Genomic DNA, 25,953 nt, shown 5'->3' with positions numbered 1-25,953 from the left:
AGATGTATTGGCGCGCCGCCGGCCTGCCCGGCGCATGTAACTAAATACGTACTTAAACACCAGCGCGGGTCATTTAGCGGAGCGGAGAAAAAGTGCACCCACCCTCACCCAAGCTGAGCTGTATCAAGCTTATTGTAATCTAGTACTAACAGACAAACTGCAATTCAACGAAAAAATCCGCTAGCTCTCTACTGAGCCAGCGGATTCAAACCGTTCCTCATATTACATAAAACCAAGCGGCATCTGGATACGCCTCGATTTCCTGCACTTCGCGTTTTCCTTGGTTGTAGCGCAGTTCCTGATTCTTGACGCTGACCTTGGTGCCTGGCGCAATGGACTTCGTCAGGAATACGTTACCGCCGATGACTGCACCCTTACCAATGACCGTCTCACCGCCAAGGATTGATGCTCCCGAGTAGATTGTCACATGATCCTCGATGGTCGGATGGCGTTTCTTGTTGAACAGCTTGCGACCACCCGAGGTCGAAAGGGCTCCAAGCGTCACGCCCTGATAGACCTTGACATGTTCGCCAATCTCAGTCGTCTCGCCGATGACAATGCCCGTGCCGTGGTCAATCATGAAGTACTTGCCAATCGTCGCCCCCGGGTTGATGTCGATGCCCGTCTTGCTGTGAGCAAGCTCCGTCATGATACGCGGGATTACTGGAACGCCGAGCTCATAGAGCACATGCGCATAGCGGAAAATCGTGATTGCGTAGAGTCCCGGATAGGCAAAGATGATTTCGTCGGCACTCTCGGCGGCGGGATCGCCGTCAAAGACCGCCTCGACATCGGTTGCCAGGTACTCGCGGATCTCAGGGATGCGGCGCAAGAAGGCCAGCGTGATCTTCTGGGCTTCAACGCGTGTTTCCTCCAGCTTTTCCTCGTCGGGATGCTCCCCATAACGCAGGGCGATAGCAATCTGCTTGTTGAGACGGAAGGCGATATCCTCGATGACCATCGACAGGTTGTTGCGGATATCGTAGATGCGGTAGCTCTTGTCCTTCGTAAATCCCGGATAGGCCACGCGCACGAGTTCCTGGATCAATTCATAGATAACCTTCGTGTCCGGCTGGTTGAATACGTCGAGTTTATCGATATGGCGTTTCTTGTCATAATCCGCCAATATATCTTTCGTAATATCATGTATCTCCGTTGAAATATAGTCCTTCATGCTAATACTCCTTCTGGCAATATCCATATAATATACAAAAAAGGTTCCAAAACCTGTCCAAAACAGGATTCGGAACCCTTTGATCTGTCCACTCATTGGATTCTTGTTTCATGGTAGCATACAAGCATACATCTGTCAATCAAAACCCACAAGTGCCAAAGCGAATTCAGAACAAACGCAAGGCTCTTACCAATGCGTCGATATCCTCCGGAGAATTATAGAAAGCAAGCGTCGGGCGAACTGTTCCTTCCAGGCCGAAATGACGCAGTACCGGCTGGGCGCAGTGATGACCTGCCCGCACGGCAATGCCGAACTGATTGAGTTTCTCGCCGACCGCCGTGATGTCATAGCCGTCCAGCACGAACGACAGCACACTGGCTTTATGGTCTGCGTGGCCGATAAGATGCAGGCCCTTGACTTTCGCCATTTCTTTTTCGGCATAGACCAGCAAGTCATGCTCATGCTGATTGATGGCCGGCATGCCGATGGCCTGGATATACTCCAAGGCCGCGCCAAGACCAACCGCATCAGCGATGCTTCCTGTACCGGCTTCGAATTTGTTCGGCGCCGGATTATAGATCGTACGCTCAAACGTGACATCCTTTATCATATTGCCGCCGCCCTGATAAGGCTTAGCCGCCTCGAGGACTTCCTGTTTGCCATAGACCACACCAATACCCGTAGGGGCAAAGACCTTATGGCCGGAAAAAACGAAGAAATCGGCATCGATGGCCTGGATGTCTACAGGGATATGGGCAATGCTCTGCGCACCATCAATCAGGATGCGGACACCGTGGCGATGTGCAATGGCAGTAAGCTCAGCCATCGGAGTAACCGTACCCAATGTATTAGAAACATGCGTCACCGAAACGAATTTCGTACGCTTGGTAAATAACCGTTCATACTCTGCCACGAGCAGATTGCCCTTGTCATCGACAGGTATGACCTTGATGACAGCGCCCGTCTCCTGCGCAATGAGCTGCCAGGGTACGATGTTAGCATGGTGCTCGAGCAGTGACACGATGATTTCATCCCCGGGCTGCAGGTACTGTTTGACATAGGCCTGTGCCACCAGGTTGATGCCCTCGGTCGTCCCCCGCACAAAGACGATATTGTCCTTTGATGGCGCATGGATGAAATCAGCCACCGTCTGACGTGCGCCTTCATAGGCGTCAGTCGAACGGGCTGCCAGTTCATGGGCGCCGCGGTGCACATTGGAGTTCTCATGCTGATAGAAGTAAACTAAACGATCGATGACGGCCTGCGGACGCTGCGTTGTCGCGCCATTGTCCAGCCAGACAAGGTCATGACCGTTTACCTTCTCAGCCAGCACGGGAAAATCGCGGCGGATATCGGCTAGCGACTTCGTGCCCACGATAATGGAATCATTGGCTTTAGGAGAGCCCCCTTGCCCAGCGGCCACTCTTCCTGCCTGGGCGGGCAAGATTCCGGACTCTGCTTCGCGCACGGATACTACAGCCGGGCGAAAACCAGCCGCATCAGCAGGTGCCACGCCATCGGCCCCTGCTGCCTGCCCGCCAAACTCCTGCGCCAGGCTTGCCCACGCATCTTCATGGATGCCAGCCTTAGCTGCATAGGCTGAGGCTTTGGCAGCCGCCCGCCCTATGACACGGGTATCGCTGGTATGGACAAGATCCGCCAGCCCCTGTTCGCACTGTTCTGCCTCACGGGCAGAAAACTCAGGAAAGTACGCGCCAGCCCAGCCTGCAATCTCCGCCGGAGACGGCAGCCCTGCCGGTACGAATGGCTCAATAGTCATAGTACTCACCTACTTCAACATCTTCGAGCACTGCGATGGCATCATCAGCCAGGATAGCTGCCGAGCAGTACAGGGACAGAAGGTAGGAGGCAACGCCTTTATCATCGATACCACGATAACGGACGGACAAGCCACGGGACTGTTCATTCTGCAGGCCGGACTGGAACAGGCCAATGACGCCGCGTTTTGCCTCGCCCGTGCGGACCAGCAGGATGTTCGTCTTGCCGCCCTGCCCTTTTGGCTCTTTCTTGCCATCAACCAGCAGCTTGTTGGTCGGGATGATGGGGATGCCGCGCCATACGATGAAGGTGCCGCCAGCGATATTCGTCGTGACCGGCGGTACGCCGCGCTTCGTGCATTCGCGCTCGAACGCAGCGATAGCACGCGGATGGGCAAGGAAGAACGATGGTTCTTTCCAGACCTTGGTAATCAGTTCATCGAGGTCATCCGGCGTCGGTGCTCCCGTACGCGGCTGGATGCGCTGGCTGTCCGCGATATTCTTCAGCAGGCCATAGTCATCGTTGTTGATGAGCTGGCTCTCCTGACGCTCACGCAGGCTCTCGATAGCCAGATTGAGCTGCTCGCGGGCCTGGTCATACGGCGAGCTGTAAACATCCTGAATCGCCGTATTGACATTGATGATGGTCGAAATGGAATTCAGGCGGTACTCGCGCGGCTTCGTCTCATACTCCACATACCCCTGCGGGACGATATCCGATTTCTTCTCCGCACTGCAGAGCACATCGAGCGGGGTATCGCCTTCGACTACCTTATTCACGCGGTAAATACCAGACTCCAGCCCCTTGAACTCCAGGACCTTCGTGAGCCAGCGTGGCGTTACGGAACGAAACTGCGGACGCGTCTTGGTCACATCCGCAAGATTATACGCGGCCTCCTGTCCCAGTGCATTGATCTTTGCTTCTTCTTTTGCCATAGAACTACCCTCTTTCAGTAAAATGGATGGATAAAATAGAATATATGTCAATACTGTGGCATGGATGCATCGACATCGCGTGCCCAGCTATTGATACCGTCTTTGAGATTGAACATCGGGCCATGATAGCCCGCCTCCCGCAGCGTCCGGATGGCAAGAATGCTGCGCTTGCCCTCTTTACAGATAAAGACCGTAACCCGTGACGGATCGAGTTCATCCTGCCGCCTAGCCAACTGCCCAATGGGAATTACTTTGGCCTTGGGGAATTTGATAATGGCGCGCTCGTGCGGTTCCCGCACATCAACAAGCGTTATGTGTTCGCCTGCATCCAGCCGCTGTTTCAGCTCCTTGGCTGCTATGGCCTCGACTGATTCTTCTTCCTGCTTTTTCAGGCCGCAGAAATCCTGATAATCATAAGTCTCAAGCTCGTGGATGGAAGGATGCGTCCCCGAAATCGGGCAATCGGGATTATGCGGCAGCTTGAGCTCACGGAATTTCATGTTCCAAGCATCAATCACGAGCATCCTGCCAATCAAGGGCCTGCCGCCACCGACAATCAGCTTGATGACCTCGCCGGCCTGAATCGTGCCGAGGATTCCCGGCAAGACGCCCATGACGCCTCCCTGCGAGCAGGAGGGGACCAGCCCCGGCGGCGGTGGCGAAGGGTATACACAGCGATAGCATGGCCCCTCTTTGCCATAGAAGACCGTAACCTGTCCCTCAAACTGGAACATGGCGGCAAATACATCCGGCTTGCCCAGCAGCACGCAGGCGTCATTGATTAAATAGCGCGCCGGATAATTATCGGTGGCATCGACGATGATGTCGTATTCGCCGAGAATATCGAGCGCGTTATCCGCCGTAAGCGGATAATCATAGGTGTTGACCTTGACCTGCGGGTTGATGCCGCGTATGGCCTCTTTGGCTGATGCCACCTTGGGACGCCCGATATCCCGCGTCCGATGGATGACCTGGCGCTGCAAGTTGGATAGCTCAACCTCGTCAAAATCGACCAATCCCAGCGTGCCGACCCCTGCTGCCGCCAGATACTGTGCCAGCGGTGCGCCAAGCCCGCCAAGTCCTACAATCAGTACCTTGGCCGCCTTGAGCCGGCGCTGTCCGGCCACACCGACTTCCTTCAGGAGCAGATGACGGCTGTAGCGCGAAATCTCATCGTTAGAGAGTTTCTCACGGTTCTCCGGTATCAACGGCGCATGTACGCCGCTGCCACCGGCAATCGTTGGAATCAGCATCACTTCCGCACCATCGGGTACTGGAGTGGCAAAGCCCTGCAATTCCTGAATACTGCGGTCGCCGACAAAAACATGCACAAACTCGCGCAGCGTTCCGTCATCAGCAAATACTGCCTCACGGATATCGGGATATTTTTCGGCCACTGCCGCCAGCACCTCAGCTGCCGTCCCTGCCGGAACCTCGACCTCTGAATGCTGCTGCGCAAAACCACGCAACGTCGTGGGAATCAAAACCGTCACTGCCATATCATCACTCCCTATAATCTCTGATATAAAAAAGAGGCGCTTCAATCCCATCGGATCGAAGCGCCTCTAATGTCTGTAGTCAGCTCTTTTGCCACATAATATATCATCTATATCATAGTCTGTCAATATGTCATATATGCTTTTCTTTAAATCACATAAAACCATGCTGAATCCACATCCTCCTCAACTTCCTGAACCTGGCGTTTGCCTTTGTCATAGCGAAGTTCCTGATTCTTTACACTGACCTTTGTCCCCGGGGCAATCGACTTCGTCAAAAACACATTGCCGCCAATGACAGCCCCCTGGCCGATGACCGTATCACCGCCCAATATCGAGGCCCCCGAATAAATTGTCACATAATCTTCGATAGTTGGATGCCGCTTCTGGTTGAACAATTTGCGGCCGCCAGATGTCGACAGGGCGCCAAGCGTGACGCCCTGATAAACCTTGACATGCTCGCCGATTGTCGTCGTCTCGCCAATGACAATCCCCGTGCCGTGATCGATCATGAAATACCTGCCGATCTTGGCCCCAGGGCTGATATCGATGCCCGTCTTGCTATGCGCAAGTTCCGTCATGATGCGCGGGATGACAGGCACCTTGAGTTCGTAGAGCACATGCGCAAACCGATAAACGGTCGTGGCATAAAGCCCTGGATAAGCAAAGATGATTTCATCGGCACTCTCAGCCGCAGGGTCGCCATCGAATACAGCCTCCACATCCGTCGCTAGATACGCGCGGATTTCGGGAATGCGGTCTAGAAACGCCAACGTAATCTTCTGCGCCTCACCCCGCGTGGCCACAAGGGTCTCATCATCCGGCCGCTGCCCATAGCGCAAGGCTATCGCAATCTGCTTGTTGAGCCGGAAGGCTATATCCTCTACCACCAGCGAAAGATTATTGCGGATATCGTAAATCCGATAGTTTTCATCTTTGCTGAACCCCGGATAGGCTATCCGCACCAGTTCTTCAATCAGCTCATGGATGACCTTCGTATCGGGCTGATTGAATACATCCAACTTGTCAATCGGACGGTTCGCATCGTAATCCGACAGGATACGCTGCGTGTACGCATGAATTTCAGGAGAAATAATGTCCTGCATAACCTCACTCCTCGCAAAATCTTCTTCACATCTCATCGGCCTTTGCCAGCGCCTGCCCAAAATCTTCCAGCAAATCCTCAACATCCTCAAGGCCAACGCTTATGCGCACGAGGTCATCGGTCACGCCGGCATATTCCTTTTCCTCCGCACTGGAGCGGACAAAAATGGTCGAGGCCGGATGGATGACGAGCGTGCGCGCATCGCCGATATTTGAGACATTGAGCGCATAGTTCAGCGCGTTGATGAACCGGTACGCTTTTTCCTTGGTGCCGAGCCGCACCGTCAAAAGCGTGCCGAAATGGTTGCCAAACTGCTTGGCCGCCGTCTCATGCCAAGGACTATCGGCAAGTCCCGGATAATTGACCGCCAGTCCCTGGGCCTGCAAAAACCTGGCAAGTTCCAGCGCATTCGTACAGGCCCGATCCAGGCGCAAGGCCAGCGTATCAAGCCCGATGCCCGTCAGATAGGCATTGAACGGCGCCATGCAGCCGCCATAGTCGGTGACCATGCGCATGCGCAGCCGCACGCTGAAGCTCATGGGGCCGAACTGGAACTGGCGGAACTTCGGAAACCGCGCCGGATCCCACTTGAAACGGCCGCCGCTGATGACAATGCCCCCCACGGAGTTGCCATTGCCATTCAGCGCTTTCGATGTCGAATGGATTACGACATCGGCGCCTAAGGAAAGCGGCTGGCAAAGATAGGGCGTCGTGACGGTGTTGTCCACAAACAGCGGAATATCATAGCTGTGCGCCAGCTTTGCCAGCGCCTCGATATCCACCACATTGAGTTTTGGATTGCCGATGGTCTCCACATAGAGGAGCCGCGTGCGCTCCGTGATAAGCTCCGCAAAATCTTCCGGCGCATCCCCCTTGGCATAGTGCACCCGAATGCCAAATTCGGAAAGATCCCGGAAAATCGAACTGGTGCCGCCATAAAGGCCCCCCGAGGCCACAATCTCATCCCCTTGAGAAACGACATTTAATACGGCCTGGGAAACCGCCGCCATCCCCGAAGCACAGGCCACAGCCCCCACACCGCCCTCTAGAGCGCGAATCCGCGTCTCAAAGCTGGCAATGGTCGGATTGCCTACCCGGGTGTAGACAAAACCGGGCTTACGCCCGGCAAAAATCTTTTCCATATCTTCGGCGGTTTCCTGATAGAAGGCCGTACTCTGGTAAAGGGGCTGCGTCACCGCTCCTGTGGCCTTATCGGGACCAAAAGAATCGTGCAGCAGCCGGGTCGTGAATCTCATAACTCCCGCCCACCTTTTTGCACGACGAGGTCATAGGTGCCATCGGCGGCCTGGCTGACCGACAGGACCTTATGCCCTTCATCTTTCAGGCTGCGCGGCACGTTCTGGATGGGCTCGCCTTCATTGAGATGAACGCCCAGGATCTGCCCATCGTCCAAATCTTCGAGGGCCATCTTGACCTTCACGAACGTAATCGGACAAACGACATCGGTGATGTCAATCGTATCATCAATCTTCCATGCTTCACTCATAATACTTCCTCCACTGCCTGCTCAAACTTCTCCCAGCCGACGCGGTCCAGGCAATTGGCAAACCGCTCGCTGGGCTTCGCGTTGTCCTCAAAGAATTTCAAGGCGACATCGACAATCTCGTAGAGTTTCTCTTCATCAAAAATAATCGGCAGGAAATGACGGCCCACGGCAATGCGGTTGCCATAGAGCCCGCCAAACGAAACGACAAAGCCATTCTCGCCCGTCCAGGCATCGGTGGGGCAGCTCTTGATGCACTTGCCGCAGTAAACGCATTTCTCTAAAGCCAGCGTCAATTTCTTGCCCCCCTTATCCACTTCGATGGCTTTCTCGGGACACACAGCCCCACAAACACCACAGTAGATACAAGCATCCGATTTCCACTCAGGACGCACGCCCCCCTTGATGCCCATATCGTTTTCCTCGGCTTTCAGGCAGTTGTTGTGGCAACCCGTGAAGCCGAACTTAAATTTATGGGGCAGCTCGCGGCCGCCATAGCGCTTGTCGAATTCATTGGCCAGCTTGACCGTATCGATGAGACCGGAGGGGCAGACAGCCGCTCCCTGGCAGGCCGTAATCGTGCGCACGCGCGGGCCGCAGACGCCTACCTCCACGCCGCCTGCTTTCAGGGCTTTCTTGACGTCATCAATATCCTGCACGTTGATGAAAGGGATTTCGATGCCCTGCCGGCTCGTCAGATGCACATAGCCCTGACCGAACTTCTCCGCCACCTGCTGCACGGTGGCCAGCTGGGCCGCCGTAAAGTGACCGCCCACGGACTTGAGGCGCATGGAAAAACAATCCTTCTGTCTCTGCCGCATGAAGCCGCCCTTTTTGAGCTCTTTATAATCAACTGCCATCGTAATTCCTCCTAAATATCACACATATCATCAGCGAATCCGCAAATCTTCCTTCGTCACCACTTTATCGCGGCTGACCTGGAAACTGTTGAGCACCGGCTCACCGCCATTTAGGGATAAAATAAAATAGCTTGCCTGGGTATCGAAGGCCAGCCGCTTGTCCTCCTCACTGGGTCGGGAGGGACTGGCTGGATGGCTGTGCCAATTGCCCAGGAGCACGAGGCCCTGCTCGCGCAGTTCCTTGACCGCCGCAAACTGCTCCTTGGGGTCCAGGGAAAAATGCTCTGCGCTTTGGTCGGTATTCGTCAGATAAAAGACCTTCTCCACTTTCTTGACATCGCCTTCAATCCGGCCTCCCAGCAGGCCACAGTCCTCAATGGGAGCTGTGGCGCGGGCATGACGCACCATTTCCAGATAATCTGTTAATTTCAGGTCAATCACCATCGCACTCCCTCCTTAATGATTGCGCAGGTCGCAGGCCGGCTGCTCATAATCCACCAGTTCCGTGATGGTCGGATGATCGCCGCAGACCGCACAATCGTGATTGTGGGGAATCTTGACCTTGCGGAAGGTCATGGTCAGCGCATCATAGGTCAGCAGATAACCACTGAGCAAATCGCCGACACCGAAGATATACTTGAGGGCCTCCGTTGCCTGCAGGGTGCCGATGATGCCTCCCATGACACCGAGCACGCCTGCCTGGCGGCAGGTGGGTACCGCGTCCTTCGGCGGCATCGTCGGGAATACGCAGCGGTAGCAGGGCCCCTGTCCCGGCACATAGGTCATGAGCTGTCCCTGGAACCGGATGATTCCCGCATGGGAGTAAGCCTTCTGTTCCATGACGCAGGCATCGTTGATCAGGAACTTCGCCGGGAAATTATCCGTACCATCGATGATGAAATCGTAATCCTGGTCCCGGATGATATCGCGGATGTTGGCCGACGTCACCAGTTCATTATAGGTATGGACCGTTACATCGGGATTCATCGCGGCAATGGTCTCCTTGCCCGACTGGATCTTCGGCTTGCCCACATCCTTCGTCTGATGGATGATCTGGCGCTGCAGATTGGAAAGGTCAACCACATCGAAATCCACCAGGCCAATCTGGCCGACGCCGGCTGCCGCCAGATACATGGCCGCCGGGGCACCAAGGCCGCCAGTGCCGATGACCAGCACCTTGCCCCCCAGCAGTTTTTCCTGGCCCTTGCCGCCCACCTGCTGCAAGATGATATGGCGGGAATAGCGCTCAATCTGTTCATTCGTCAAGCTGACACTCATCTTGCACCGCCTCCCATGAAGTACAGGAATTCCACCGTATCGCCATCTCCCACAAAGGTATTGTCAAAACCCGAATGATCCACGAATTCGCCATTCAGCTGCACCGTTACATATTCCGGCTGGTCGGCCTTTGCCACTACCAGCAGTTCTCTTACATTGATGGATTTCTCGATTTCCAGAGCTTCGCCATTGACCGTCAGTTTCATTTTCTCTACCTCCACGTACTAGAAAAAGCCTATGAGAAACGCCAAGTTATCCATAAATACACCTCGTGAAAAGATTCCACAGTGGTATTCCATGCCCTGAGCGTTTCCCATAGGCTTCCGTTTATCGAATGACCTACGGTGATACCGTTCAATCATATTAAACCGATATGTTTTACAAATCGATAGTGATATCTTACAACAACGCCTACGAAATGTCAACTATTTTTTATTTTTTGTAAAGCCAGGTCTCACCCTGCATCAATCCGCTCATCACACAGGCACCAGCTGCCCCGGCGGCCAGCACCGCCGCCAATCTTGCCGGCGTGATGCCGCCGATGGCATAGACGGGAATGGCGGACTTCTGGCAGGCCGCCTGCAGGAAGTCCAGCCCCCGTCCTGGCAGGCCCTGCTTGCAGTCTGTTTCATAGATATGCCCCGCCACCAGATAGGAGCAGCCAAGGCGCCGGGCCTCCTCCACCTCATCCAGGGAATGGCAGGAGGTGCCAAGGACTTGCCATGCTGACCGCTCCGCTGGCGAAAGCTGCCGCAGCTGAGGCAGCGGCAGCTGCAGGCCATCCGCCTTCAACCCCTGGGCAACAGCAGCCTGTCCATGCAGGATGACCGACACACCGTACTGCCTGCCGATTCCCATGACTTTCCGGGCGAGTTTTGCATACTCTTCTGCCGCCAGATCCTTTTCCCGCAGCACGATGGCCCGGGGGCCCTGAGCAGCAATCCGAGCCAGCCGCCTGTCAAAATCCCCGGTACATTGTTTGCGGTCCGTAATGGCGATGACTTTTGACAAGTCAATGGTTGACCGGTCAAATCCTGACTTGTCAAAGATTGACTTGTCATTTTTTTCCCTACACATAGAGATAGTCATTGAGCACCGGCTGCAAGCCCTCGGCGGCCATATCCGCATACATGGCCGCCAGACTGCGGGTATCGCAGATTTCAAACTGCTCATCGCCGGTGCGCGCTTCATCCTTGCCCGTATATTTTTCTTCATGGTCCCCAATGCCCGTGGACACCCCCGCAGAAATCTTCGTCGCGCAGATCTTGGCAATGCCGTTGCGGAAGGCGGCACTCTCCCGGGAGGAGACCGTTATGCCGGCAAAGGGCAGGAAGATGCGATAGGCGCAGAGGATCTGGCAGAGCTGCCGCTCGCCGACGTCCAGCGGATTGATCTTGTCGTTGTTGATGATGGGCCGCAGGCGCGGACAGGAAAGGGAAAACTCCGCCTGGGGATACTTGCGCTGCAGATAATAGACATGCAGTGCCGTAGCCAGTGCATCCTTGCGGAAATCCGACAGGCCCAAGAGCGCCGAAAAGCCGACGCCGCGCATGCCACCGCGCAAGGCGCGTTCCTGGGCCTCAAAGCGGTAAGGCCAGACGCGCTTATGGCCCAGAAGATGCAGCGTCTCATATTTCTTGAGGTCATAGGTCTCCTGAAACACCGTGACATAATCGGCCCCACATTCGTGGAGGTATCTGTAATCCTCGGTGTTGACGGGATAGATTTCCAGGCCCACGTTCTTGAAATACTTGCGCGCCAGCTTGCAGGCCTCACCGATATAGGAAACATTGGATTTGGTCTTGCTCTCCCCAGTGAGCAGCAGGATTTCCTCCATGCCCGATGAAGCGATGACCTGCATCTCATGCTCGATCTGCCCTGCATCGAGCTGCAAGCGCTTGATGTCATTGTAGCAGTTGAAGCCGCAGTAGACGCAATAATTCTCACAGTAGTTGGCGATGTAGAGCGGCGTGAACAGATAGACCGTGTTGCCGAAATGACGGCTTGTTTCCAGCCGTGCCCGCGCGGCCATCTCCTCGAGGAAGGGCTGCGCCGCTGGCGACAGCAAGGCCTTGAAATCCTCCACCGTGCAGCTGTCATGATTGAGCGCCCGCCGCACATCAGCGGCCGTATAGGAAGCGTAATCGTAGGCCTCCATCGCCGCGATGACCCGCGCCCTTACTGGCGAATCGATCTGCTCCATGTCGGGGAAGTATTCCAGCGGGTCCTTACGGCTGGCTGGATCTTGTTCCAGCTGATGCTTCTTGGCCAGTGCCCCTTCGCTTAGTTTTTCCGAGTCGACAAAAAACTGATTTTCCATGACGCGCCTCCTCAGTCGTGCAAAAAGCCAGTAAGGGGGTCCGAGGCAGCAGCCCCGCGGGTCAGCACGCGGCCCAGTCCCGCCAGATAGGCCTTGCGGCCAGCGGCGATGGCGTCCTTGAAGGCCGCAGCCATCAGCGGCAGATTGCCTGCCGTGGCCAGCGCCGTATTGGCCATGATAGCGGCCGCCCCCATCTCCATGGCCGCACAGGCCTCGGAGGGCTTGCCGATGCCGGCATCGACGATGATCGGCAAGTCGATCTCATCGATGAGGATCTGGATGAACTCTTTCGTGGCCAACCCCTTATTGGAACCGATTGGCGCCGCCAGCGGCATGACGGCCGCCGCCCCGGCCTCCACCAGGTCCCGGGCGACATTTAGATCCGGATACATATAGGGCATGACCACAAAGCCTTCGTTGGCCAGCCGTTCCGTCGCCTTTATAGTCTCGGCATTGTCGGGCAGCAGGTACTTCGAATCCCGCATGATCTCGATCTTGACAAAGTCCCCGCAGCCAAGCTCCCGGGCCAAATGCGCGATGCGCACGGCCTCATCGGCGTTGCGCGCCCCCGAGGTATTGGGCAAAAGGGTCACGCCTCTTGGGATATAGTCAAGGATATTTTCCTGCTCCTTCGTATTGGCCCGGCGCACGGCCAGTGTCACGATTTCCGCCCCGGCATCCCGCACGGCAGCCTCGATGAGCTGCAGCGAGTATTTGCCCGAGCCAAGGATGAAGCGGGAGTGGAACCTATGCCCGCCAATCACCAAACAATCTTCCTGTTTTTCCATCTGTCATTACTCCTCTCCACGCTGTTTCCGGCCCATTGACCGCTCAGCCACCGCCCATGAAGCAGACAATCTCCACCACATCGCCGTCTTGCAGCACCGTCGTTTCATAGTCCGCCTTCGGCAGGATGACTTCATTGTATTCCACGGCAATCGCCCGGCTGTCATAGCCCGCCTCCTGGAGGTAATCACAGAGGCTTTTGCCTGCTGCCGCTTTATCCTCACCATTTATCCTGACCATCTGCATCCTCCTGTAAAACCTGCACGAAAAAGGGAACCTGCCTGATTGGCAAGTTCCCTTCGGTTTACACGTATCATTCACCGCTCATCCCTACGTTGGCATTATCCAAATCAGGTTATGGGTCGGAGTCGTAACCTCCCTCTCAGCCTGCTGTGATGTTCCCATCGGCAAGCTCCCCTTGCTGTGCAATTGTCTTTGACTATTATACGTCAGCTTACGCAAAATTGCAAATTGCTCAGATGACGTAGTCAAAATAGAACTGCAAGCGGCGGTATTGGTTCAGGAAGAAATAACGGTTAGCAAACGCAGCTTTTACGCGAGGTTCCACGTGGCTCGAGGCCAGTTCCCGATAGACCGACAGCATTTCCTTCAGCTCCTTGGCCTTATAGACCTTGATGCCAAAGCCGCGGCCATTGATCAGTGGCCGACCCGAATACTCATAGTCCGCCAGCGGCAGGATAGATTCGATCCTGCCCTGCCGCACCGAAACCGCTACCTGGTCGCGCAGGATAAGGATGTCAAAATCGGCCGGATACTCGTAGCTGATGCCCCGGCGGGGAATCTCATCCCCCACCTGATAGGGTTTCTTGACGGCTGCGGCTACCTTCGTGACGTTGCAGCTTTCGATATCGTAGTAGAATTCATCGAAGACATCGCCTCGGGCGCGGATGCCGCCGTTCACAAAGGCGAAGCCTGCCCCCTCGTCGGCCTTTTCGGCGGCGACGACGATACCGCCGCCGGCCACATCATAGCCATCCACCAACACGAACCGGCCCGTTGCCTGATGCTCCTGGAACACATCAAAGGCAATGGCCTCCTTGAGGCTCAGGATGACTTCTGCCACATCGTTCAGCCGCAGTTCCTTGGCTCCCTCGCGGCTGTCGAGATTGGCCGCATCGATGGTCTTGACGATGTCAGCCACCTCGGCCTCCACCTCCTGGGTCGCCAGCTTGAGCTTGTAGGTACTGCCCTTGCGCAGAGGATTGCGCCCCATCCAGAATATCGAGGCCCGCAGGCGGTTGGACACGTGGGGGGCCTTGGCCCCAGGCGTCGTGATGATCTCACCGCGCTGGTTGAAGAACTCATCCCGGACGATGATGCCCGTGGATTCCCCGGCCAAGGCGCGCTCCTTCTTGTCCCGCTCCTGCCAGTAGGCAATGGACTGGATGACCGTGCGGCGCCCCGAGGGATAGATGGCGATCTCATCGCCCACGGCGAGCTTGCCGGCCTCGATGCGCCCGGCAATGATGCGGCGGTCGTCGAATTTGAACACATCCTGTATGGGCAGGCGCAGGTCCTTGTCGAGAATTTCTTTGCTGGCCTCGAGCAAATCGAGAGAATCCAGCAGCACCGGGCCATCATACCAGGGCATATTGACCGACTTAGTAGCGATGTTGTCGCCCTGATAACCCGATACCGGCAAATAGCGCAGGGGCTTTACCCCCAGCGGTTCCAGGAACTCCTTCATATCGTCAGCAACCTTGTGGAATACTTCCTCGGAGTAGTCCACCAAATCCATCTTGTTGACAACCACATAGACCTTCTCGATGCCCAGCAGGGACAGCATATAGCCATGGCGCTTGGACTGCTCCTGCACCCCCTGTTTGGCATCAACAATCAAGAGAGCCGCATTGGCATTGGCTGCCCCCGAAATCATATTCTTGAGGAACTCCTTATGCCCCGGGGCATCGATGATGACATACTCCCGTTTCTTCGTCGCAAACTGGATCTGGGTCGTATCAATCGTGATGCCCTGTTTCTGCTCTTCCTCAAAGGCATCGAGGAGATAGGCATACTCAAAGGGCTTGCCCGTTTCCCTGGCGATGCGCTTGACCTTGTTCACTGCGCCCTGGGGCAGGGAATCCGTATCGTAGAGCAGACGGCCGATGACCGTCGATTTGCCATGATCCACATGACCGACCACCACGATATGCAGACCTTCTTGTTTCAATTTCTCATCCATTACATATACCCCTCTTTACGCAGTTTCTGCATCGCATAAGCATCTTCCTGGTCCTGCTTGCGCCCGGCACGCTCGCCAGTCTTCGTATGTTTCAATTCTTCAATGATCTTGTCAAGGGTATCAGCCTCCGACTCAATCTGTCCCGTGCAGCAGGCACAGCCCAGGCTGCGGTAACGCTTGCCGTTCTTGGCAAAATACAAGTCGATGATGGGAATATTCTCCCGGCGGATGTATTCCCAGATGTCAAGCTCACTCCAAGCAAGAATCGGATGCACGCGGATGTGGTTGCCCTTGGGGAAATCCGTCTTGAACTGATTCCAGAGCTCCGGCGGCTGGTTGGTGTAGTCCCAGCCATCCTCCTGGGTGCGCTCGGAGAAAACCCGCTCCTTGGAGCGGGAGCCCTCCTCATCGCGGCGCACCCCGACGATAAGACCGTCAAAGCCGTGCTGCTTCACCACCTGACGGAGGCCTTCGGTCTTGAGGGCCTTGCAGCAGGCCAGACGCCCCTTGTCGGGGCCGATGCCCGCATGTATGGCCTCCCAATTCGTATGGACGATGAGGTCAAGGCCGAGTTCCTTGGCGACGCGGTCGCGGTAGGCAATCATCTCGGGAATCTTGTGTTTCGTATCCACATGGATGAAGGGAAAGGGTACATGGCCGTAAAAGGCTTTCTTGGCCAGCCACAGCAGCACCGTCGAGTCCTTGCCGATTGACCAGAGCATGCCCAGCTTGCCCAGTTTCTTATACGCCTCCCGGAGGATGTAGATACTCTCCGCCTCCAGTTGATCCAAATGATCCATTGCCATTGTTATCGTCTCCTAACCTCAATACGCATTTGCTTTATTTTTTGCTACGATGATTTCCTGCTCGCTGCCATCAGGAAGTCTTAGCTGCCAGGTAAGCGACGCCGCCGAATCATGGGCATAAAGCCGGCCGCCGGCACCGCCAAGATCAGCGCTCAGATAGTAGAAAATCGCATCCCGCGGGCACTCCTTGACGCAGGCCGTGCAGCCCCAGCAGTCGCGCACCTCGCGGATGGCGGCTTTCCCCGCCGTCACTTCCAATAGATTTCCCGGACAGACCTCCGTACAGCGGCCGCAGCCCACGCACTTTTCCGGTTCAATGCTGATGCTCATACCGTTCCCCCCGCTTGACCAGATCTCGATAGATGATTTTCACCTTTCCCTCCTCCAGCCGCGAATTGACATATTTTTCCAGTGCCGGATCTTTGTCCGGATAGTCAAGATTCTCGGCAAAGGAGTGCCAACGCGTCTCCCGGCGGGCCTTCAGATGCTCGATGAGCACGCGGCAGATGAGCAACCGCTCCTGCAGTTCAAAGAGCTGCACCAGCTCATAGCCATCCGCCGCCCGCAAGTCCTCACTGAGCCTTGTCAGCCGCCCGATGTGTTTGGCCGCCAGGTCCAGCTGCCTTTCCGTATAGCGATAGCCAGTGGTAATCCCCCCTGCATACTCATCCATAACCTGCTGCATGGCCTCCTCAAGCCCCGCCGCCGTAAACAGCGGACTAGCTGCTGGTGGCTTCAGCAGTGCCGTGACCCGGTCCAAAATCCTCTGGCGGACCGTCGGGGGAAGGGCTGGCTGCCCCTGCCCTTCCGCATAGGCGGCGGCACTTTCCGCGGCAATCTTTCCCTCCACAAAGGCACCGGTCACATATTTCTGCGGGCAGCCGCCAGCCACGTCGCCAGCTGCGAACAGCCCCGGCAGCGTCGTCGCCCGCACCGCATCGATCCAATAGCCGCTGGCCGTATGGCCGCCCACCACATAGGGCTCGGAGCCCTCCACCTCCACATTGGCGCTGGCAGGGCCTAGCCCCGTCTCGCGCCACTTCATGGTCTGGGCCGGCGCCATGTTAAGATAGGCCCGCTCCAGCGAAGCCTGCTGCACCTCGGTGATGCCCTCGGTTTCCAGATAGCAGGGGCCCCGCCCGGCCAGATTCTCGCTGACCACGGCATACAGGCGCTCTGACGTCGTATTGCCGTATCTATGCTGATAGCGCTCCCCCGCTGCGTTGACCTGGGCCGCGCCGACGCCCTGGGCCAGTGTTCCCGTCGGCGCAATGGTACCCTTGCAGCGCAGGGCGATGAACCGCATCTCAAAGGTCGTCATCTCCGCGCCAGCCCGCAGGCCCATGGCATAGCCTGCCCCGGTATTGAAGGGACTGTACCACATCTTGTGGCGGGAACTGCCCGGATGATTGGGCCGGTAGAGCCCGGCCGCACCGCCCGTGGCACAGATGACGGCCTTGGCCTGCAGGAAATACAACTTCTCCTGCCGCACGCCGACGCCCCAGGCGCCAGTCACCGAGCCATCATCAGCCTGCAAATAGTCGACGACACTTACATGTTCCAGCACTTCTACATTTTTGCTCTTGCGCACCGCCATCGCCAGCAGCGGCTTGATATTTTCACCATTTATCTTGAGATTGCGCCACCCGCGGGAGACATACTGGCCCCGCTCATCCTTCAGGATGACAAGTCCCAGCTCTTCCATATGACGGGTCACTTCGTTGAGCCCCTGGGACATCGTCAGCAGCAGGTCATCGCGCACAATGCCCGCCGCGTCTTTCGCCGCGTAATCGGCATAATCCTCGGGACTGTGCCCCGGCGTGATATAGGCATTCAGGGCATTGACCCCGGCGGCCAGACAGCCGCTGCGCTTGATGCCGGCCTTATCCACCAACAGCACCCTGAGCTCCGGATGGTCTGTGGCCAAGGTAATGGCCGCATAGCAGCCAGCGGCACCGCCGCCCACAATCAGCACATCGGCTGTCTTATCCAAAACTTCCATTCGTCTTTCACATCCTGTATCAAATAACCACCGACTCTTCCTGTTTCGCCCGGTTTTCAATGATCTGGGTCTTCCCGCCGGCGAAACTGTAGACGCGGTGAATCAAAACCAGCGCCCGGTCCCCCTCCTGCAAGGGTTTCTTTTCGAGGCTGCGCCAGCCATATAAGAGCTGGCCTTTGACCTCCACCACCACTTGCAGGCTGCTGCCCCGGAAATAGGTGGCCCTGACCGTGCCCTGTTCCGCCGCCAGGGGCATCAGGATTTCCTCCTCCTCGGCAGCAATCTCCAGGAATTCCGGCCGCAGGATGCCCTCATGGCTGCCTGCGCCATTCGTAAATCCCTTGAACACCGTATAGTCGGGAACATGCACCGACTCACCGATGAAATCCGCCACAAAGGGCGTCTCGGGATGCTGATAGATGGCAGCTGGCGAACCAGCCTGCTCCACATGGCCGTGATTCGTGATGATGATGTCATCGGCCACCTCCACCGCCTCATCCTGGTCATGGGTGACAAAGATACTGGTGATGCCCAGCTGATGGATGGTGGCCCGCAGCCATTGTCTCAGTTCCTTGCGCACCTTCGCATCGATGGCCGCAAAAGGTTCATCCAATAACAGAAGCTCCGGCTCTGGGGCCAAGGCCCGTGCAAAGGCTACCCGCTGCCGCTGGCCCCCTGAAAGCTGCTGCGGATAACGGGTGGCAAATTCTTTAAGCCCAATAAGCTCCACAAGCTTATCCACCCGCGCGGCAATTTCCTTTGGCGGCACCTTCTGTACCTTGAGCCCAAAGGCGATATTTTCCCATACCGTCATATGGCGGAACAACGCGTAGTTCTGGAACACAAAACCAATGCCGCGCTTCCCCGCCGGCAGGTCGTTGACCCGCTTGCCCGCAATGAAGATATCCCCGCTGTCGGGATGCTCGAGGCCTGCAATCATGCGCAGGATGGTGGTCTTGCCACTGCCCGACGGTCCCAAGAGGCCGATAAGTTTTCCCTTTTCCACCGTCAGATTCACGTCATCTGAGGCCTTGAACGTGCCAAAATTCTTATGGATATGTTTAAGTTCTACTTCAATTGCCATTTCTTAGCCCCCGTTTCGCCCGCCATTCCACCAGATTCCGCAGGATCAGGATGATGACGGCCAGAATCACCAGAATCGATGCCACGGCAAAGGCCGCCGTGAAATTGTATTCGTTATAGAGGATTTCGATATGCAGCGGCAGGGTATTCGTCTTGCCCCGGATATGTCCCGAAACTACCGACACCGCACCGAATTCCCCCAGGGCCCTGGCGGTACAGAGTATCACGCCATAGAGCAACGCCCACTTGATATTCGGCAGGGTCACCCGCCGGAAAATCGTCCAGCCGCTGGCCCCCATCGTCGCCGCAGCCTCCTCCTCGCTGCGCCCCTGGGCCTCCATGACCGGCACCAGCTCCCGGGTGATGAACGGAAAGGTCACGAACACCGTGGCGAGGATGATGCCCGGCACCGCGAAGATGATCGCGATGTGCTCAGCCCGCAGGAAGGGATAGAGGGGACTCATGCGGCCAAACAGGATGACAAACAGCAAACCGGCCACCACCGGAGAAATGGCAAAAGGCAGATCCAGCAGCGAACTCCAAAAAGCCTTGCCGCGGAAATCGTATTTCGTGAGCAGCCAGGCCGAAGCCAGGCCAAATACCGTATTGCCAAGCACCGCCGCCACCGTTGCCTCTAAGGTCAGATACAGCGCCTTGCGCGCAAAGGGCTCGTCGAGAGCGGCCAGATAAGCCTGCCACCCCTTGGCCAACGCCTCGCTGGCCACCAGGACCAGCGGCAGCACCAGCATGACCAGCAGGAAGGCAGCAGCCAGTCCGATAAGCCCCCATTGACTGAATTTATGCGGTTTCACTGCCAACTTTCACACCCCCTGTTTCTGCACACGATAGCGCTGATACCCATTGATGAGCAATAAGATGGCAAAGGACAAGAGCAGCAGCACCAGCGCAATGGCCGCCGCTGCCTGATAGTCGAACTGCTCCAGCTTAGCCATGATCAAGAGCGGTGCGATTTCCGTCTCATAGGGAAGATTGCCCGCAATGAAAACCACGCTGCCGTACTCGCCGACCCCCCGGGCAAAGGCCAAAGAAAAACCCGTGAGCAGCGGCGATACCAGCTCAGGAAAAATTACACGGCGAAAGGTCAGCCAATCGCCTGCCCCCAGCAAAGATGCCGCCTCCTCCACCTGCGGGTCGAGGTCCCGCAGCACCGGCTGGACGCTGCGGGCCACAAAGGGCAGGCCCACAAAGACCATCGCTAACGTAATGCCCAGCGGCGAAAAGGCCGAGGGAATCCCCAGTGCATACAGGTACTGGCCCAGCCAGCCGTTTTCCGCATAGAGCGTCGTAAGCGCAATGCCCGCCACCGCCGTGGGCAGGGCAAAGGGCAGATCGATAAGGCCATCGAGAAGCCCCTTGCCGAAGAACTCATAGCGGACGAGCACCCAGGCCAGCAGCAGCCCGAAGACACCATTCATCACCGCTGCCGCCAGTGCCGTCAGCAGGCTGATATAATACGCATGGAAGACGCGGTAATCCAGCACCACTGCCAAAAATTTCTCCCAGCCCATGCCTGCGGTATACAGGACAAAAGCGGCCAGCGGAATCAATAAGATAAGCGAGAGATAAAAGAATGTGATGCCGCAGGTAAAGCGATATCCCGGAATGACTTTCTTATTGCTGAAACTGCTCACTTTCCTGCCTCCTTCACCGTGTCATTTCTTCTCATAAATCTGGTCAAAGGTACCGCCATCGGCGAAATGCTCCTTCTGGGCCTTCGTCCAGCCGCCAAAAGCCTCATCGATCGTCACGAGCTTGAGGGGCAGGAATACCTTGGCATACTTAGCGGCCACCTCTTTGTCACGGGGACGGTAGAAATTCTTAGCGGCGATTTCCTGGCCCTCTTTGCTGTAGAGGAAGTTGATGTAGGCCTCGGCCAGCTTACGCGTACCCTTGCGCTCCACCACTTCATCGACTACCGCCACCGACGGCTCCGCCAGGATGCTGATGGACGGCACTACGATCTCATAATCGTCCGGTGCATCCTTCACCGACAGCAGGGCTTCATTCTCCCAGGCAATCAAGACATCCCCCTGCCCGCGCTGGACGAAGGAAGTCGTTGCACCGCGGGCACCGGAATCCAGTGCCACCACATGGCTGAACAGTACCTTGAGGAAATCCTTTATCTTGGCCTCATCGCCATTGTTATGCTCCTTGGCATATTCCCAAGCTGCCAGATAGTTCCAGCGGGCACCGCCTGACGTCTTCGGATTCGGCGTCACGATCTGCACATCGTCCCGCACCAGGTCGTTCCAGTCGTGGATGTTCTTCGGGTTGCCCTTGCGCACCAGGAAGACGATCGTCGAGGTATAAGGTGCCGAGTTATCGGGGAATTTCTTGATCCAGTCCTTGTCGATGAGACCTGCCTGGGCAATCTCATCCACGTCATAGGCCAAGGCCAGCGTGACCACATCTGCCTCGAGGCCATCGCGCACCGACCGGGCCTGCTTGCCCGAACCGCCATGAGACTGGGAGAAGGTCACGTCTTCGCCGGATTCTTTTTTCCATTCCTCCTTGAACTTCGCATTGAACTCCGCGAAGAGCTCACGGGTCGGGTCATAGGAGACATTGAGGAACTCCTTGCCAGCGCTGCCGCTGTCTGCCGTTGCATTGCCGCCGCACCCCGTCAGCGCCCCCATGGCCAATACCAAACCTGCCGCAAGTCCAAACCATTTTTTCGCCTTCATTTCAAACACTCCTCATCCTGAATACTGGTGATATATATCAGAAACATATACGCAAAAAGCCTATGGACGCACAGCACGCTCAGACTTATCCTCACGGTTGCTGTACGGCTCCATAGGCTTTCGTTTTTCGAATGACCTGCGGTTATCCGTTTAATCATATTTATCATATATGCATTCTTTCGATTGTTACTAGTTTATATCGGCTCAAGCCATTTGTCAAGCCTGTCATATTACAAGATCATAGATTCAGATGCCTTCGCCATCCAAACCAGTAAAGCGCTGTTTTTCTGTGCGCTCCATCTGCACCACAGTTCCGCGTTTGACCACGATGACAAGACGGCCATACTGCAAGCGGCCAAATTCCTGCCGGACATGCTCGGCGATATGCTGACGTTGTTTCTCGCTCCAGACCTGCTCCTCACGCTGACAGCCGAAACTTTCAATCCGCAGTTTTTCCTTCCATTCCACCTGAACCAGGATTCCATCCTGAGCGACCAAAACCACTTCGCCAAAGCTGATGAACTGCAAGATCTTCAGGATTTCAGCCATGACTTCGCCGGGAACTTCTCCCACGCTCAATTTCCTTCCTGCCATCGATTCACCCTCTTAAAATATACTTATCAGATATGTTTAATTTATCTTGTATGATAAACCTTTTCTTTCCATTCGTCAAGACATTTGGGTAAAAATAATGTAATGTTGTAAACTGACAATCCAGCAGCAATTGACAAGTCAACGAGGAAATGATATGTTGAAGGCAGAGTTACAGCATGCAAACACGAAAGAAAGGATGGATCATGTTATGACAAAAGAAGAAGTTCTTCAGAAAGTACAGGAACTCATCGATGCCCCCAGCTGCTACAGCGGGCTCAAGGATATCGCTACCGCCTACCTGGCCGCAGTCGGACAAGCAGGTGAGAAGGATGCTGCCGAAAAACTATTGGCTGAGCTCGAGGCCGACGTCAACAGCATCGATGATGTCATCCCGTTCTTCGCCTCCAACGAGGCCAAGAAAATCTTCGGCGAGCAACAGGCCACGGCTCTGCTGGCCCAGGCCCACGAAGTCAAGGCCAGTGGCGGCGACACCTGTTTTTGCCCAGCCTGCACGGCCGGCAAAGCCATCCTTGATAATCGCAGCGCCTTGTTAGGCTGATGCATATATCCCTGCAAACAAAAAACTCTGTTTCCAGAGCAGAGCGGCAATTGCCGCCCTGCCGGAAACAGAGTTTTTTCATGCTCAAATCTTGAATTTCTCGACCGATGCCTCCATGGACTGTGCCATTTCCGTCAGCTTCCGGCTCGAGGCAGCGATCTCGTTCATCGTCGCTGTCTGCTCCTCAGTTGCCGCCGATACCGTCTCGGCCTCGCTGGCAACGCTGCGGCTCATAGCACTAATCTTGCTAATTGCCCCGGATATCGTATTGGTACTGGTGGAAAGGGTCACAACGATCCGCTCCATTTCCCGCGTCTCTTCCACTACCTTTTCCACCATCTCTGCAATATCCTTGAAGGTCATGCCGGCACCGTTTACAGCACCAACACCATTCTGTACCTGGCTGACACCATCCTGCATAACCGATACCGCACTTCTCGATTTCGACTGGATGGAACCGATAATGCCAGCAATCTCACGGGCTGACTCGCTTGACTGCTCAGCCAGCTTGCGGACTTCATCGGCAACTACCGCAAAGCCGCGGCCATGCTCGCCAGCCCGGGCTGCCTCGATGGCGGCATTGAGTGCCAAGAGGTTTGTCTGCTCAGCAATCTCCGAAATCGCATCGACAATCGTGCCAATCTTGTCGGACTCATGACCGAGCTCCTCGATTACTTTGGCCGACTCGCTGACCGACTGCTCGATAAGCTCCATCTGCTGCACGGCACTGGCGACTTTCTGCTCACCGGCATCAGCCTGAGACTTGGCCGTGCCAACGACCGAACCAGCATGATCGAGCGCCTTCTCGAATTTTTCCATATTCATTGCCAGGTGGTTGATATGCTCGCTGGCATTCTCGACCTCAGTGAACTGCTCACTGCACGAACCAGCCACATTGACAATCGAGTCAGCGACTTGACCACTGACCTCTGCTGACTGCTCCGAACTATTCGTCAGCTGCTGTGACGAGGAGGCGACCTGCTGGCTGGACTCGGCAACATGCTGCATCATATCATGGACCTGCTGCTGCAGTTTCTGCAAGGCCTGACTCATCTCACCGATCTCATCGCTGCGGTGCATGACCTCCGCAAGGGATTCATCCTTGCGGAAATCACCAGTGGCGAGGACTCCGAGCCTGCTTGTGACCAGATGAATCGGCCCGACCACCGTTCCCGCTGCATAGAGGCCTAAGCCGATAAAGACCGCCAGCAGCACGACAATGATGCCGCCGAGTTTCATAAGGCTGGCCCAGAAAGTCTTATCGGCCTCGGCGCGCTCTTCAGCCACCTTCGTATCGATATAGTCGATCCAGACGCCCGTACCAACGACCCACTGATACGGCGCAAACGTTGCCGTATAGTTGCGTTTGGGCAACGGCGTCGTCTCATTCGGTTTGGCAAACATCAAATCCGTGTAGCCGCCGCCATCCTTGCGGCCGTTCTCAATCATTTCCTTGATGAAATGACGCCCAGCTGGATCAGTCAGGTTTATGCGCGACTTGCCCTCGGTATCACGGCCGAGCAGGACAACATTGACGCCCTCATAGGTGTCAATCCAGAAGTACCCCGCACCATCATCATAGCGCATATCGCGGATCAGGTCCGCAGCTTGCTTCTTGGCCTGTTCCTCGGTCAGCTCACCTTTCTGCTGCCGGTCGTAGACCTGCTTGATGATGGAAATCGCCGACTCGGTCTGAATCTTGAGCTCCCGCTCCACATCCTGTGTCAACGTCTGACGATACGTATCCACCTGCCGGTCGGTCTCGCTGATGAGATTCGTGATGAACAGCGCACTGACCAGCACTGTCGTCAATACAGCTGTACCGACGATCATGATGACAAACCGTCCTTTTAAAGACATGGCAACCCCTCCTATACTACATCCCTTTGTTTTTTCTGAGTATATCCTTACTCCTTATCTTTCTCTCGCCCTAGATAATTCGACACGCCATCCACAAATCCTGCTTGTACTGATATAATATTGCAACAATTCATACAACATGCAGCCCTGACATTTCCTGCAAAAAGAGGTATAACGCAAAGCCTTGCGCTATACCTCTCTATCTTATTCGTTTATTGCCAGCCCTGCAATGTCCAGTAGTCCTCGATGCCCTTGACTACTGGATAGAAGGCCTCTGCTGTATTGGCGATATGGACTGCCTGCCAATGGCCATCGTCCTGCTGCTCCATATCAACCTTCAGTGTGAGCTGCGGCACGAGACGGCCGTAGTCCGTATCCTTGCCCTTGATGTCGACAACAGCCATTGCCCTTGTGCCATCTGTCTGCACGGACCTTACACTGACATCATAGCTGTCCCCGAACTTCGTCATCTCGTCAGCGATCCATTTCGCCTGGCCATCCATACGGCTGATGGGCGTAATCTCAGGATCCATATAGAGTTCCAGCACCCGCTGGATAAATACCATATCATCGCTGCGGCGCTCCGCTATATACTGCTGCATGAATGCCGTGTCATGACGGAAGAACCAGTCCTGCGGATACGTCTTGTTCAAGTTTACGATATCATCGGCCAGTATCTTCGTGCTCTCATCATAAGTCGTCGTTATGAGATTGTCCACATCCGCATAGCGGCGCACCGTGTCATAATCACGGGACTTGACACCATCCATGAGTTGCGCCAGTGCATACTCCGGCGTGCGTTCCGCCTGATACGAGTAACCGATGCTGCCACCAGCGGCTACGATTACCGCCAGCACAGCCAGCAATATATGTTTGATCTTCATTGGCTATTCCTCCAAGATGC

At 55.8% G+C, this 25,953-nt stretch carries 27 protein-coding genes and 1 riboswitch; of the genes, 1 reads left to right on the top strand and 26 read right to left on the bottom strand.

The window, feature by feature from the left end:
• Positions 1 to 217 precede the first annotated feature (217 nt).
• The 24 genes from BM322_RS10090 to BM322_RS09975 form a co-directional block, all read right to left on the bottom strand.
• Positions 218 to 1,174, bottom strand: coding sequence for a serine O-acetyltransferase (locus tag BM322_RS10090; RefSeq protein ID WP_075430111.1), 957 nt, complete (start codon positions 1,172 to 1,174; stop codon positions 218 to 220).
• Positions 1,175 to 1,340: 166 nt separating this feature from the next.
• Positions 1,341 to 2,954 (bottom strand): cysteine desulfurase, encoded by a 1,614-nt coding sequence (locus BM322_RS10085; protein WP_082334448.1) that lies wholly within the window; start codon positions 2,952 to 2,954, stop codon positions 1,341 to 1,343.
• Positions 2,944 to 3,888 (bottom strand): family 2A encapsulin nanocompartment shell protein, encoded by a 945-nt coding sequence (locus BM322_RS10080; protein ID WP_075430109.1) that lies wholly within the window; start codon positions 3,886 to 3,888, stop codon positions 2,944 to 2,946. The genes BM322_RS10085 and BM322_RS10080 overlap by 11 nt, the downstream gene beginning before the upstream one ends.
• A 47-nt stretch (positions 3,889 to 3,935) precedes the next feature.
• Entirely contained in the window at positions 3,936 to 5,387 is a 1,452-nt protein-coding gene (moeB, locus tag BM322_RS10075; RefSeq protein WP_075430107.1) for a molybdopterin-synthase adenylyltransferase MoeB, read from the bottom strand.
• Between the two features lie 146 nt (positions 5,388 to 5,533).
• Complete coding sequence (locus BM322_RS10070; RefSeq protein ID WP_075430105.1) at positions 5,534 to 6,490, bottom strand: serine O-acetyltransferase; 957 nt, start codon at positions 6,488 to 6,490, stop codon at positions 5,534 to 5,536.
• 25 nt (positions 6,491 to 6,515) lie between these two features.
• Complete coding sequence (locus tag BM322_RS10065; RefSeq protein ID WP_075430104.1) at positions 6,516 to 7,745, bottom strand: O-acetylhomoserine aminocarboxypropyltransferase/cysteine synthase family protein; 1,230 nt, start codon at positions 7,743 to 7,745, stop codon at positions 6,516 to 6,518.
• Positions 7,742 to 7,996, bottom strand: a complete 255-nt coding sequence (locus tag BM322_RS10060; RefSeq protein WP_033170738.1) for a sulfurtransferase TusA family protein — start codon at positions 7,994 to 7,996, stop codon at positions 7,742 to 7,744. Before BM322_RS10060 ends, BM322_RS10065 begins: the two co-directional genes overlap by 4 nt.
• Positions 7,993 to 8,853, bottom strand: a complete 861-nt coding sequence (locus BM322_RS10055) for a 4Fe-4S binding protein (protein WP_074514240.1) — start codon at positions 8,851 to 8,853, stop codon at positions 7,993 to 7,995. The genes BM322_RS10060 and BM322_RS10055 overlap by 4 nt, the downstream gene beginning before the upstream one ends.
• Positions 8,854 to 8,883: 30 nt before the next feature.
• A complete protein-coding gene (locus BM322_RS10050; RefSeq protein WP_082334447.1) occupies positions 8,884 to 9,297 on the bottom strand; it encodes a M67 family metallopeptidase in 414 nt (137 codons plus the stop codon).
• A 12-nt stretch (positions 9,298 to 9,309) separates the two neighbouring features.
• Entirely contained in the window at positions 9,310 to 10,131 is an 822-nt protein-coding gene (locus tag BM322_RS10045; protein ID WP_075430103.1) for a molybdopterin-synthase adenylyltransferase MoeB, read from the bottom strand.
• Positions 10,128 to 10,337: a sulfur carrier protein ThiS gene (gene thiS, locus BM322_RS10040; protein WP_033170735.1), complete on the bottom strand. Its 210-nt coding sequence runs from the start codon at positions 10,335 to 10,337 to the stop codon at positions 10,128 to 10,130. Before thiS (BM322_RS10040) ends, BM322_RS10045 begins: the two co-directional genes overlap by 4 nt.
• A gap of 226 nt (positions 10,338 to 10,563) precedes the next feature.
• Entirely contained in the window at positions 10,564 to 11,208 is a 645-nt protein-coding gene (locus BM322_RS10035; RefSeq protein ID WP_082334446.1) for a thiamine phosphate synthase, read from the bottom strand.
• Positions 11,201 to 12,451, bottom strand: a complete 1,251-nt coding sequence (gene thiH / locus BM322_RS10030) for a 2-iminoacetate synthase ThiH (protein WP_033170733.1) — start codon at positions 12,449 to 12,451, stop codon at positions 11,201 to 11,203. The genes BM322_RS10035 and thiH overlap by 8 nt, the downstream gene beginning before the upstream one ends.
• Positions 12,452 to 12,462: 11 nt before the next feature.
• Positions 12,463 to 13,239, bottom strand: a complete 777-nt coding sequence (locus tag BM322_RS10025) for a thiazole synthase (RefSeq protein ID WP_075430101.1) — start codon at positions 13,237 to 13,239, stop codon at positions 12,463 to 12,465.
• 43 nt (positions 13,240 to 13,282) lie between these two features.
• Positions 13,283 to 13,477 (bottom strand): sulfur carrier protein ThiS, encoded by a 195-nt coding sequence (thiS, locus tag BM322_RS10020; RefSeq protein ID WP_033170731.1) that lies wholly within the window; start codon positions 13,475 to 13,477, stop codon positions 13,283 to 13,285.
• A gap of 68 nt (positions 13,478 to 13,545) precedes the next feature.
• Positions 13,546 to 13,666: riboswitch (TPP riboswitch) on the bottom strand.
• Between the two features lie 46 nt (positions 13,667 to 13,712).
• Positions 13,713 to 15,440: a sulfate adenylyltransferase subunit 1 gene (locus tag BM322_RS10015; protein ID WP_075430100.1), complete on the bottom strand. Its 1,728-nt coding sequence runs from the start codon at positions 15,438 to 15,440 to the stop codon at positions 13,713 to 13,715.
• Positions 15,440 to 16,240: a sulfate adenylyltransferase subunit CysD gene (cysD, locus tag BM322_RS10010; RefSeq protein ID WP_075430119.1), complete on the bottom strand. Its 801-nt coding sequence runs from the start codon at positions 16,238 to 16,240 to the stop codon at positions 15,440 to 15,442. Before cysD ends, BM322_RS10015 begins: the two co-directional genes overlap by 1 nt.
• A 24-nt stretch (positions 16,241 to 16,264) precedes the next feature.
• Positions 16,265 to 16,576 (bottom strand): ferredoxin family protein, encoded by a 312-nt coding sequence (locus tag BM322_RS10005; protein ID WP_033170729.1) that lies wholly within the window; start codon positions 16,574 to 16,576, stop codon positions 16,265 to 16,267.
• Positions 16,560 to 18,248, bottom strand: a complete 1,689-nt coding sequence (locus tag BM322_RS10000; RefSeq protein ID WP_075430099.1) for an adenylyl-sulfate reductase subunit alpha — start codon at positions 18,246 to 18,248, stop codon at positions 16,560 to 16,562. The genes BM322_RS10005 and BM322_RS10000 overlap by 17 nt, the downstream gene beginning before the upstream one ends.
• A 19-nt stretch (positions 18,249 to 18,267) precedes the next feature.
• Positions 18,268 to 19,332, bottom strand: a complete 1,065-nt coding sequence (locus tag BM322_RS09995; RefSeq protein ID WP_197018703.1) for a sulfate/molybdate ABC transporter ATP-binding protein — start codon at positions 19,330 to 19,332, stop codon at positions 18,268 to 18,270.
• Positions 19,322 to 20,143, bottom strand: a complete 822-nt coding sequence (gene cysW / locus BM322_RS09990; protein ID WP_143102226.1) for a sulfate ABC transporter permease subunit CysW — start codon at positions 20,141 to 20,143, stop codon at positions 19,322 to 19,324. The genes BM322_RS09995 and cysW overlap by 11 nt, the downstream gene beginning before the upstream one ends.
• Before the next feature lie 9 nt (positions 20,144 to 20,152).
• A complete protein-coding gene (cysT, locus tag BM322_RS09985; protein ID WP_075430097.1) occupies positions 20,153 to 20,983 on the bottom strand; it encodes a sulfate ABC transporter permease subunit CysT in 831 nt (276 codons plus the stop codon).
• A gap of 21 nt (positions 20,984 to 21,004) precedes the next feature.
• Complete coding sequence (locus tag BM322_RS09980) at positions 21,005 to 22,036, bottom strand: sulfate ABC transporter substrate-binding protein (protein WP_033170725.1); 1,032 nt, start codon at positions 22,034 to 22,036, stop codon at positions 21,005 to 21,007.
• 246 nt (positions 22,037 to 22,282) lie between these two features.
• Complete coding sequence (locus BM322_RS09975) at positions 22,283 to 22,630, bottom strand: YezD family protein (RefSeq protein WP_075430096.1); 348 nt, start codon at positions 22,628 to 22,630, stop codon at positions 22,283 to 22,285.
• Positions 22,631 to 22,838: 208 nt separating this feature from the next.
• On the opposite strand from BM322_RS09975, the gene BM322_RS09970 reads away from it, so the two are divergent.
• Entirely contained in the window at positions 22,839 to 23,189 is a 351-nt protein-coding gene (locus BM322_RS09970; protein ID WP_075430117.1) for a heat-shock protein Hsp90, read from the top strand.
• An 84-nt stretch (positions 23,190 to 23,273) separates the two neighbouring features.
• Here BM322_RS09970 and BM322_RS09965 read toward each other — a convergent pair whose 3' ends face one another.
• On the bottom strand, positions 23,274 to 25,049 hold the full coding sequence (locus BM322_RS09965; protein ID WP_075430095.1) for a methyl-accepting chemotaxis protein: 1,776 nt from the start codon (positions 25,047 to 25,049) through the stop codon (positions 23,274 to 23,276).
• A gap of 212 nt (positions 25,050 to 25,261) precedes the next feature.
• Entirely contained in the window at positions 25,262 to 25,933 is a 672-nt protein-coding gene (locus tag BM322_RS09960) for a hypothetical protein (RefSeq protein WP_075430094.1), read from the bottom strand.
• Positions 25,934 to 25,953: the final 20 nt, after the last annotated feature.

Origin of the sequence: Selenomonas sp. GACV-9 (assembly GCA_900116485.1) — a bacterium.
In the GTDB taxonomy this organism is placed as follows: Bacteria; Bacillota; Negativicutes; order Selenomonadales; family Selenomonadaceae; genus Selenomonas_A; species Selenomonas_A ruminantium_G.
This window is presented reverse-complemented; position numbering and strand designations above follow the sequence as displayed.